General features: G+C 48.5%; 1 protein-coding gene (only partly in view). It reads right to left on the reverse strand.

Going from position 1 to position 12,416, the window contains the following annotated elements:
• Positions 1 to 12,416, reverse strand: the 3' portion of a protein-coding gene (locus JOE49_RS21995; protein ID WP_209942837.1) for an SDR family NAD(P)-dependent oxidoreductase. The gene runs 7,267 nt beyond the window's last position; the window shows 12,416 of its 19,683 coding nt (coding positions 7,268-19,683); its start codon lies beyond the right edge, outside the window — the gene reads right to left on this strand; its stop codon occupies positions 1 to 3.

Genomic DNA, 12,416 nt, shown 5'->3' on the forward strand with positions numbered 1-12,416 from the left:
CTACGAGTGTAATTGGTTGAATAACTGGTCGGCCTGTTCAAAATCCAACTCACCTTGCAGTACTTTCTGTAACAAGGCTTGCATGGGCTGCTTAGGCTTCGGCTCTGTAGGAGCCTGGTTTGTATCTCCCGCCGACTTGTTCAATTCCTTTGCCAAAAATTTGGAAAATTCTTTAATGTTAGGATAGTCGTACACTCTGGTTGCTGGAATAGCTGTTCCAAAACGTTTATTCACAGCCTGTACCCACTCTACGCCTATAATGGAGTCCAGTCCCATATCAATAAATTGATCGTCCCGGCCAATATCCTTTTCATTCATACTCAAGGATTTCGCAAGACTTTCTACCAGTTCCTTCTCCAATGTTTCTATCCGTACAGCCGTTGGCGCATATGTCGACTGCTTTGCCTCATCCCTGGCAACAACGGGCGGCGGCGAAGAAGGCTTGGCCTCAGGTTGCGGCGGGGCAGGCTTGGATTCTGCCAGCACAGCTGACTTTTCTGGCTTATCTGCTACCATCTGGATGTTGGAAACGGAGCTTAGCAAAATGCCCTGCGGTTTTTCAGGTACTTTCGCCAAAGTCTGTCTCTGCACATTATCGTTGCTATGGTTAACTGCAGGAGGGCTGGAAACGAACTCTTGTACCGACACATCGACTACAGGAGTTTCCGCCTCGACGTCCCGGGATTCGCCCCCACGCGCGAAGATCCAATAGCTCTTCTTGGCAAATGGATAAGTTGGCAGACTAATCCGACGAGGGCTGGTATTCTCATAAAGTCTAGTCCAATCGAAGAGTAGCCCCTTCACCCAAAGCTCCGCCAGCTTTGTATACTTCCCCTTGCTTATCCAACTATCCACCATTTTTGCCATGTCTTCGTCTGCCTCAAGAACAGCTAGGATGTCTTTATTCTTCTTTGCCTGACCCAAATACAGCCCGTCAATATCCTCATTCCCCGCTAAAAAACTCTCCAGCTTTTCTGTAAGCTCACGGGTAGACTTAACTATGACTGCTAACCGTTCTTCCATGGCTTCCCGTCCCACCTGCAGAGTAAATGCTATATCCTCCAGGCTGGTTTGCGAGTATTCCGGCTCTTTGAGTTCAGCAAGCAGTCTTTGCACCTGTTCATCCAGTCGATCTTTATTCCTCGCCGACAGCACGATCATTGCCGGATTTTGCAGTGGAATGGTAACTTGTCTAGTCTCCTGCTCCTCAGGGATATATTCCTCAATGAGCACATGTGCGTTGGAGCCTCCGGCGCCAAAGGAGGAAATACCTGCGATTCTTGGGTATTCAACTGTCTTCCCATTCATTGTGACGACGGGTCTTTTCCACTCTCCCAGCTCCTGCTGAACTATAAAAGGACTATCGCTAAAATCGATATTCGGGTTTAGTGTTTTTGAATGCAATGAAGGCACGATTTGTCCGTATTTGAGCTGAAGGAGCACCTTTGTAACTCCGGCGATCCCTGCCGCGCTCTCACAATGCCCAATATTTGATTTTGCCGATCCGATTGCGCAAAATTGCTTATCCTCCGTATATTCCTGGAAAACTTTTTGCAATCCGGCGATTTCAATGGGGTCACCTAAGGATGTCCCGGTGCCATGCGCTTCGATGTAACTAATGGTTCTGGGGTTAATTCCTGCTTTCTTAAAGGCCCTTCCAATTACACTGGCCTGCGCATTGGGATTAGGAACTGAGAATCCGTTTGTCTTCCCTCCATGATTCACCGAGGTCCCCTTTACGACCCCATATATATGGTCGCCATCTGCAATAGCTTTGGACAGTGGTTTGAGCAGTACGGCTCCTACGCCTTCTCCCGGCACATATCCATCTCCGCCTTGTCCAAAGCTTTCGCACCGTCCTTTACTCGATACAAACCTGCCTTGCCCAAGCATCAGGTATTTGTTCGGATGAATGGATACATTGACGCCGCCAGCAATGGCAAGCTCACACTCGCCTTGTTGCAAGCTTTGGCAGGCCAGATGAATGGTCGTCAATGAAGAAGAACACATGGTGTCCACAGCCATGCTCGGACCGTGGAAGTTGCAGAAATAAGATACCCGATTTGCGATGGAAGCCGGATTGCCAGGAACGGCAATCATTCTGCCCCTAGCTTGTTCCTGTGCCCCATAAAGCTGGTATTCTTCATACATGACCCCGACAAAAACACCCACATTCCTATCCTGCCCAAGGCCCCGCTCTAGTCCAAGCGCTTCCCGGGTATAGCCTGCATCCTCTATCGTTTCATAGACGCATTTCAGGAATAGACGCTCCTGAGGATCGATTATCTGTGCTTCTCTAGGAGAGATATTGAAAAACATGGGGTCAAACTGATCCACACCTTTGATAAAGCCTCCCCACTTGCTGTAAGCTTTTCCGGACTGGTTCCTGTCCTCGTCAAAGTGCATGCTGTGATCCCAGCGATCTTTGGGAATTTCCGTAATGCAATCCTTCCCATCGCGCAGATTGTTCCAGAATTCCCGTATGTTTTCTGCATCGGGATACATGCCCGACAAACCGATAATGGCAATTTCCTCTGATTCGCCTGCTCTTTTCGGTTGCGGTTGGAAACTTGCCTGAACTGGCATGAAACGCGATTGCTTCCGACTATCAGAAAGTGACCTTCCCGGGTCGTTTTCCATCGTAGAAGGCTTGAATTCTTTCGCAGGGTTGACCTCTGTCTCGATTCCAAGCAATTTAATCAGCTGCTTCTGGTGGACTTTAAGGAAATATTGGGTCAATTCCCGGATATTCTGGTATTCAAAAAATAAAGTTTTGGGCAGTGTTCCAAACGTTTTCTCCAACTCACGGGTTAGCTGTTTAATCATAATGGAATCAATGCCGTACTTCTCCATAGGGGCATCGGTTTCAATCTGCCTTGCCGGCAGCCTGATGGATGTAGCGAGCAATTGCTTTAAATAATTTGCCGCTTTTTCGGCAAGCAGGTCTTGTCCGATGACCGAACCCATCTCGCTTTCCCTTATCATAGAGGAGGCATCTCCAGCCTGATTCAGGGACGGTTGCTGCAGGAGCATTTCTCTTAGCTGACTGGCATGCCCTTCCAACACCATGACTTGATTCTTTTCGGAAGCCAGGCTCTGATACAAAGCCCGAATTCCTGCACCAGTCTCCATTGCAAACATCCCCATCCCTTCCATGATCTTTTCTGTTTCCCCATCAATACGCATTCCGCCTTCTTTCCAGAGTGGCCAATTGACTGAAATCGTCCGCCCCTGGCGTTGTTCTCGCTCTACCAGCGTATTACGGTACTTGGCATAGGCGTCCATAAAGGCATTGGCAGCAGCATAGTCAGCCTGCCCTATATTCCCGAGGCTCCCTGCAACGGATGAAAAAAGGATGAAGAAGTCCAGCGGGATTTCCTTGCAAGCCTGATCCAGATTCACCAATCCCGTAACCTTTGGTGTCAAAACGTTTTGCAATTCCTCCCGTGTTTTTTTAATAATGAAATTATCGCTAACCATTCCTGCGCTGTGCACAATTCCGTCCAGCTTCCCAAACTCTTCCTGAATATCCCGAATCAAAACTTCAACGGCCCTTTTATCGGCGACATCGGCTTGTCGGAATACTACTCTTGCACCTAAAGCCTCTATCTCCTCAATCCTTGCTTTGGTGTCACCACGAAGCGGGGAGCGTCCAACAAGAATTAGAGTAGTATCCCTGGCCTGTCGTGTAATTTCTTCGGCAAAAATTAAACCAAGACTTCCGGTTCCACCGGTAATCAAATATACTCCCCTGTCCTTCCACGGAATGCTGATCGCTTCCAGAGAATCTTTAATTTCCGTCCATACAGCAACATGTCGTCTACCCGATTGATAGCGGATATGTGGTTCTATATAGCTGCGACTGTTTTCTTGCAAGATATTTATCAGACCTGCTGGATCCTGCTCCACATCCATTTCTATCAGCTGGCCAACCAGTACTGGATTCTCCAGCCATGCTGTTTTTAAGAGTCCGGAAAGTCCCGAGAATACCTGTTGGTGATCCTGCACCGGAACGACAAGCTGAACCAATGTTTTGCCTTTGGATTCCGTTTTAAGAATATGTTGAATTGCCTCAAACACCTGTGTCGCATAAGTCCTAAACCGTGCATCAATGCTCTTCTCTTCGGATTGGAGAATGAGGCACTGCACCCCGTTCATTTGCGATTCAATAATTTCCCCGGAAATATATCCCGGTTCACATAGAATTACCAGATGCTGTTGATAGTCAGGTGCTGTTCCTTCCAGAGCAATCGCTTGTTCTTCCCATACAGGCTCAAGCATCAAAGTCTCAGGTGCAGTCCATTCCTCTGGTGCCCCTGTTCCTCCTTCAGCAACTCGTGATAAAAATCCCTTCATCCTCACACAAACATTCCCCTGCTCGTCACACAAATCGATATCTAACTTTTGCAGCGGGCCATCCTGCCTGCTGTCTTCACTATTACGAATCCAGGCCCACATCTCTGATGTGCATCTGTTAAATACCTCTAACTCTTCCAATGCAAATGGTAAAGCTGGCTTAATGGAAGCTTTGCGATCACCTGCACTCATAATCAAGCCTATCGTCGCCTGAAGAGCGGAGTCCATCAAACTGGGGTGCATCACATAATGTTCCATCGTATGGTAAACGGAAGAAGGCAAGGACAACTTGGCAAGCGCTTGACCCACTCCGATATATATTTTCTCAATTCCCTGATGTCCCGGCCCATAGGAAATCTGCATCGCCGCAAACGCCTCATAGCACTGACGGGATGAAACGGAGCCCAGACTGCACTGCTCCAGCAAGGTTTTAATATCTATAGCAGGGACCTCTGCCACCGGAACAATTACTGCCCTGCCTTCACTATGCACCACCAGCTCGGTGTCCGTTGCTCCAGACTTGCTGTAAATTTCATAGGCGATCTCCCCGCCATCTTGCGGATAGAGCCCAATACTGACATCAACCGACTCCTCCCCAACCACAACTGGACGGATCCAATCCACATCTTTTAACCGGATGGACGTCCACTTATCTTCTGGAGATCCTGCAACCTGCTCTACTGCCGCCCGCGCCATTTCAAGGTAGGCCACTCCAGGCAAGAGCTTCTGCCCCCTTATCACATGGTCAGACAGGAAAAATTCCTTCCCCGTAAAAATGGAGCTGAACTGCAGTCCATAAATATCGGACGTATTACGCTGAAGTAAGGGATGAATGCCGACTGCTGTCTCCCGTTCCAACACAACACCGCTTGCTCCCGTCCGTTTATTGATATCGGTTATACAATATCGTTCTTTGGCAAAGGGATAGGTTGGCAGACTGATACGGTTTGGTTTAGCCTCTCCGTACAACAGGGCCCAGTCAATTGCGACTCCTTTTACCCAAAGGTCTGCGATTTTGCCATAGCTGCCTTCGCTAACCAAAACATCAATCGTCGTGCCCGCACCCTCTCCGTCTTCACGAGCTCTATTTTCTTCTTTATGGCGTTTGGCGTGTCCCACGTGTAAGCCGTGGATACCATCCCGGCCTTCCACAAATCCTTTCAATTTCTCTTCAAGCTCCCGGAGAGAGCCTACAACGAAAGCCAAACGTTCTTCCATTGCTTCGCGCCCCACCTGAAGGGTATACGCTATATCTACCAGACTGCTGTCTGTGAACGGATGCTCCCCGATTGCAGCTAGTAATAGCTGCGCCTGCTCTAGCAGTTGTCCTTCACTCTTGGCTGACAGCACCACAATAGCCGATTTTGGGGTGGTAAGGGTAATAGAATTCTGCGCCTGCTTTCCAGGAATGTATTCTTCGATTATCAAATGGGCATTGGCACCCCCGAATCCAAAGGAGCTAACACCCGCTCTTCGAGGAATATTTTTCCCTTGAGTATTCCGCTGTGGCTTCCACTCCCGCGCCTCCTGAACGATATAGAACGGACTACCTTCAAGTTTTATATAGGGATTAATTGCCTCGCAATGAAGGCTTTTGACCAGCTTTTTATGCTTTAACTGAAGCAGTACTTTTATGACACCCGCGATTCCAGAAGCCAGTTCCAGATGTCCGATATTGGTCTTCACCGAGCCCAATCCGCAATGGGATTCTGTGATCCCGGGTCCCTCTGTATTCTCATAAAGCTCTTTGAAAGCTGCTTTCAGTCCGTTAATTTCAATCGGATCGCCCAGCTCGGTGCCTGTCCCGTGGGCCTCAATGTAAGAGACAGTCCTTGGATCGATTCCGGCCTTTGTATATGCATTTACCAACACATCCGCCTGAGCCCTCGGATTAGGAGCTGTCAGGGAATTGGCCCGGCCTCCGTGATTGACGGCAGTACCCCGAATTACACCATAAATATGGTCTCCGTCCTTCTCTGCATCCTTCAGCTTTTTCAGGAAAAGCATGCCGGCCCCTTCACCACGCACGTAGCCATTGGCCTTATCGGAGAAGGTTTTGCACCGACCGTCCTCACACAGCATTCCTGCTTTGTTGAAGCTGATATGGAGTTCAGGCGTGATAATCACATTGACACCGCCTGCAATCGCCATCTCGCAGCTTCCATCCTCTATGGCTCTAACGGCTCGGTGAATGGCCACCAGCGAACTGGAGCAAGCCGTTTCAATAGGCTCACTCGGACCATGAATATTAAGGAAATAGCTCATTCGATTGGGCCCAACAGACGGTGCCATACCGCTGGAGGAATACGCCTCGACACCCACATTTCCCTGATAGATCATACCGCTGTAGCCGCTGTTCGCGGTACCTACAAAGATTCCTGTGCGGGTTCCCGACAGACTCCCTGCCTGAATGCCTGCATCTTCAATCGCCTTCCAGATATAGGTCATCAACAGACGCTGCTGCGGGTCCATGAGTGCCGCTTCCCGTGGTGAAATTCCAAAGAATAACGGGTCAAACTCATAGATCCCCTCAATAAACCCGCCCCACTTGATGTTTGTTTTATTGGCCTCCTGCTCAGGGTCACCGTAATACGTCTTCCAATCCCAGCGATCTTCAGGGATTTCAGTGATACAGTCCCTGCCTTCCTCAAGATTTTTCCAAAACTCATCCACATCCCGAGCCATGGGAAATACACCGCTCATTCCCACGATGGCAATAGGTTCAGGAACAGCCTGAGTCTGTTGCGGCATGGACAACACATTCCCGCCTGCAAACCGGAAACGCTGCCGTCTAACGTGGGTACTGTCTTCCCTATCATCCTCCACGGCCTGGACAGCAGGCTCAATCCGGGCATGCACGGCAAACTGCTCGCCAAGCACGGCATCATATTCGTCCACCAAATACCTGGTGAAGTCATGAATCGTTGTGTATTCAAAAAATATGTCCGGCGTCAGCTCAAGTCGGTATAAGTGATTGATGTTGTTGGTAAATTGTGTGAGCAGGATGGAATCGAAGCCATACTCACTCAGTTCTACATGTTCATCAATATCTTCAAGTTTGACTTTCAGCAATTTTGACACGGCCTGTATCATAGCGGCCTGTACCTTGTCCAGCAGATCCGGTACGGCATTGCTTTTAGGGGAAGCTTCTGAAATTCCTGTCACCTTTTCAGGCTGCCTAATCTCTGGAGTCGTGATTAAACCCATGCTTTTCTTCATTTTTGCGAGATTGCCTTCCATCACCATAACCTGATCACCGCCCGCGATCATGCCACGATACAAGGCCTGAACGCCGGAAGAGGTTGACATGCCGCTCATGCCTGTACGCTGCCTTACCAGCTTCTCCGTTTCCTCATCAATACGCATCCCACCCTCTTTCCATAGCGGCCAATTGATGGATAGCGTTTGACCCTGGCGGTGCTTAGATGCTATCAGAGTGTTCCGGTATCTGGCATAAGCATCCATAAATGCATTAGCTGCAGAATAGTCTGCCTGTCCCTGATTACCTAATCCTCCGGCTACAGATGAAAATAGAACAAAGAAGTCAAGTGGCAGGTTCTTGCTTGCCTGATCCAGATTCACTGTCCCTATTACTTTGGGAGCGAGAACCTCCAGCATTTCCTCGCTATTTTTTTGGAGTATGCGGTTGTCACGAATGACTCCTGCACTGTGAATGATGCCATTGATGTTTCCAAATTCCTCCTGAATTTCCTGGATTAAATCGGTCACCGCCTGCTCCTGAGTCACATCGACCTGTCTGTATATTATTCGCGCCCCTAGTGCCTCCATTTTCTCTATCTCAGCCCGTTTGCCCTCATCCAGCGCGGAACGCCCCGTTAAAATCAAGACAGCTTTATGGACTTTATCCGTAATCTCTTTGGCAAAAATGAGTCCCAATCCACCGGCACCGCCAGTAATCAGGTACACTCTGCCATCCTTCCACGGGTTACCCGCCGCTTCCTGAGAGATGTGAACTTCGTTCCAGCAGGAAACCCACCGTGTGCCTTTCTCGTACCGAATCTGGATATCCTCGAGGCTACGGCTGTTTTCTTTTAAAATGTCTATGATTGCTCCCCAGTCCTCATCCTGTCCCAGTTCTATTAACTGACCTACCAGTTTTGAATGCTCAAGCCGGGCCGTTTTTAAAAGACCGGAAAGTCCCGAGAAAAGCTGCTGCTCCTCCTGTCCGCTTATGGCAATCTGGATCAGCACCTTGCCATTGGGTTTTTCCCTGAAAATGCTTTGAATCTCTTCAACCACCTGGACGGCGTAATGCTGGAACTGTTCCGCGATTCCGTTTCGGTCGGGTTGCAGTACAATGCATTGCACGTCGTCCATCCGAGCTTCAACTTGTTCACGGGAAATCTCGGACGGCTGGCAGAGTAACACGACATGGCGATCATATACAGGCATTTCAGCCCCTAGAGCAATCCCTTGCTCTTTCCATACGGGTTCAAGCATCAAGTTACTGGAATTAGACTGAACATCCGAGGAAATCGAGTCCCTATTCAAAATTCTTGATGAATATCCTTTTATCCTGACACAGATGGCTCCGGTTTCGTCGCTCAGGTCAATATCCAGCTTCTGTGCCTTTTCCTCAGCTAGACCGTCTGCATTGTAGCGAATCAACGCCCACATGATGGAGCTGCAATTTTTTATAATTTCAACTTCTTGAATGGCGTAAGGCAGAGAAGGTTTGATCACGCCAGACCCCAGCGTCAAGCCTACGGTTGCCTGCAATGCCGAATCTATCATACTTGGATGCAGGACAAATTGGCTTTGGTTGTCAGAAACTGAAGACGGCAAGCATAACTTAGCCAGCACTTGACCCTCTCCCGCATACACCATCTCAATTCCTTGATGTCCAGGGCCATAATCCATTCCCATATCCCTGAAAACTCCATACAATTGTGTGGGGTCGAAATTCCGACTGCATACATTCTGCAAGTCTTTAATATTCAGTGTTGGGATCTCCACAGCCGATCTTCGTGTGGCACTGCCGTAGCTATATATCACAATCCCTGCATCAGCTTCTTCGCTCTCCCCATATATTTCATAGGAAATCTCTTGATGATCATCCAGGAAAAGTCCGATGTGTAGCTGTAGTGGCCCATCCTCTACGATAATAGGTCGTGCCCAAACCACGTTTTTAAGGCAGATTCCGGTTGGCCCGCCCTCATCAGATCCTGTTGCCTGATCCACGGCCGCCCGGACCATTTCAAGACAAGCAGCCCCGGATAGAACCTTGCGTCCATTCACCACATGATCCTTCAGGAAAAACTCCTGGCCTGTAAAAGTCGAACTGAACCGCTGCTCCGAGAAATCGGAGGTGTTTAGATGCAGTAAAGGATGGAGCGCAGTGACAGAAGTCATGCCTTTGCCTGCCTTGCTGTCAAGCTCAGGCGCCCAGCAGCGTTCTCTCGCAAAAGGATAGGTCGGTAGACTAATCCGGTAAGGTTTGATGTCCCCATACAGCTTGTTCCAGTCAATAGTTAGCCCCTTTACCCACAACTCCGCTATTTTTTTCAGTTTTCTCTTCTTGATCCAGGTTTCAAGCAACGATTTGGCATCTTCATCCGCCTCAAACATCACAATCCCGTCTTTGCTCTTTTTCACCTGCGCCGTTAGGACGCCAGAAACCAGATCATGATTCGCAAATCCTTCGAGCGCTTTTAGCAATGCCTCTTTTGAATCTGCCACAAAAGCCAGCCGGTAATCCATCGGCTCGCGGCTCACTTGTAGCGTATACCCCATATCCGAGAGGTTAAGATTTTCCCGGGATGCAATAAAGCTCCTCATTCTTTCGGCATACGTTTTTAGTTGCTTTTCACCTTTAGCAGACAAAACGAAGAGAACGGGATTATGGATATCGGCGGCTGCTGGTGATGTCGCAGATGTTCCAGTCCCGGGACGATATTCTTCAATAATAAGATGGGCGTTCGTACCGCTAAATCCGAAAGAGCTCACAGCGGCGCGCCTTTTGTTCCCGCGGGAAGGTTCCCAGGCGTTCAATTCTGTATTGACATAAAAAGGAGAATTATCAAAATCAAAATGCTCATTCGGGTTCTTGAAATTCAGTGTCGGTACTAGTTTTCTATGCTTCATGCATAGCAACACCTTTTGCACGCTTGCTATGCCCGCTGCTGCAGAAGTATGCCCGATATTGCTTTTTACCGAACCTATGGCACAGTAGTTCTTCTGATCGGTTTTCTCTTTAAAGGCGGTTGATAAAGCTTCCAATTCAATAGGGTCGCCCAGCTTGGTTCCTGTCCCATGCATTTCAACATAGCTAATGCTTTCAGGCTCAATCTGATATTTGTTGTATATTTCCCGCTCCAGCTCAATTTGGCTGTTTGTGCTTGGAGCGGTAATCCCGTTGGTTTTTCCATCTTGATTGATTCCAGACCCAATAATAACTCCGTATATATGATCCCGATCAGCTTCAGCATCCTTCAGCCGCTTCAGAACCAGCGCCCCTACTCCTTCCCCTGGAACAAAGCCGTTGGCGCTATTGTCAAACGTTTTACACCGGCCATCTGGCGACAACATTCCGGATGCAGACATGCCTACATACGATTCAGGAGTCAGATATAGCGACACCCCGCCAACCAACGCCATTTCTATCTCTCCGTTAGATAACGCCTGGCAGGCCAGATGGGTTGCCACCAGCGATGAGGAGCATGCCGTATCTACGGATATGGCCGGACCTTTCAGATTGAGAAAATAAGAGATACGAGCCGCTGCAATAGCGTTACTGTTCCCAGTAGTATTGGTGAACTGCGCTTGATGCTTGTACCGCAGCATACTATATTCATTATTTAAAATTCCAAGGTAAACCCCGCATTTTTTATTTCCCAACTGTGAGCCACTATAGCCTGCATCCTCAATTGCCTTATATGCTTCCTGCATAAAAATGCGCTGCTGGGGATCCATCCCTTCCGCCTCGGTAGGAGAAATATTGAAAAATAACGGATCAAAATATTCCATATCCTCTAAAACACCCAGCCACTTGCAATTGATTTTCCCCTCTTGCGCTGGACGAGGATCATAATATTGGCTTACATCCCAACGGTCCTTCGGGATCTCAATAATGGAATTTTTGCCTAGAGCGAGATTATCCCAATATTGCTGCACATCTTCCGCACCAGGATATCTTCCCGAAATCCCGACAATTGCAATTACGTCTTTATTTTCCGAAGGCATAGGCGATGAATCCTCTGCTACCTTTACCAGGTGGAATGGCTCGGAATCCTCCTTAGGCGATAGCCTTGGGGAACATTGCAGCGTGTCAGGTCCCTTCGAATGGACTTTCGCAATAGGCTTGTCCGTGTCCGGGACTGTGCTCAAGGACTGTTGATTGGAGCTTCCTCCACGCTTATTGATTTCTTGTGCCAAATATGCAGCGAATTGGTGAATGGTCGGATAGTCGTAGACCTTGGTCGCTGCTATAGATGTACCATATCGTTTATTAATGTTTCGAACCCACTCTACGCCTATAATGGAATCTAGTCCGGTATCTATAAAGTTTTTATCCGCCTCAATCTCGCTCCGTTCCATATACAAAGCCTCAGCCAGGCTCACCGTCAGCTCTTCCTGTAACAGCTCTGCAGAGGCGCTGCACTCAGCCATGCTGGCCTGCGCCTGCTTTTCAAACGAAATCGGCATCAAATTCACCTGAATGGAAGCCTCTGCCGATTTCTCCGGCTCTAATGCAACGGATGACGGTGAATACTCTGCTGGAGAATGATCCGAAATAGACTGGGCAGAAAATGGCGCAATTGATTTGCTCAACAATTCCATCTCTACAAATTTGCTAAAATCCCGGATGGTTGGATAATCATAGACTTTTGTCGCTGTTATGGCTGTATTGTAATGCTTATTAATGCTACGAACCCACTCTACGCCAATAATGGAATCCAATCCAAGATCAACAAAGTTTCTATCCGAATCGATATCGCTCCGATCTATATATAAAGCCTGCGCCAGGCTTGTTGTCAGCTCCTCCTGCAATATTTCCGCCGATATTGCAGGAGGAATAGACGACAGCGCTTCCGTCTTCT

Origin of the sequence: Paenibacillus sp. PvR133, assembly GCF_017833155.1 — a bacterium.
Lineage (GTDB): Bacteria > Bacillota > Bacilli > Paenibacillales > Paenibacillaceae > Paenibacillus > Paenibacillus polymyxa_B.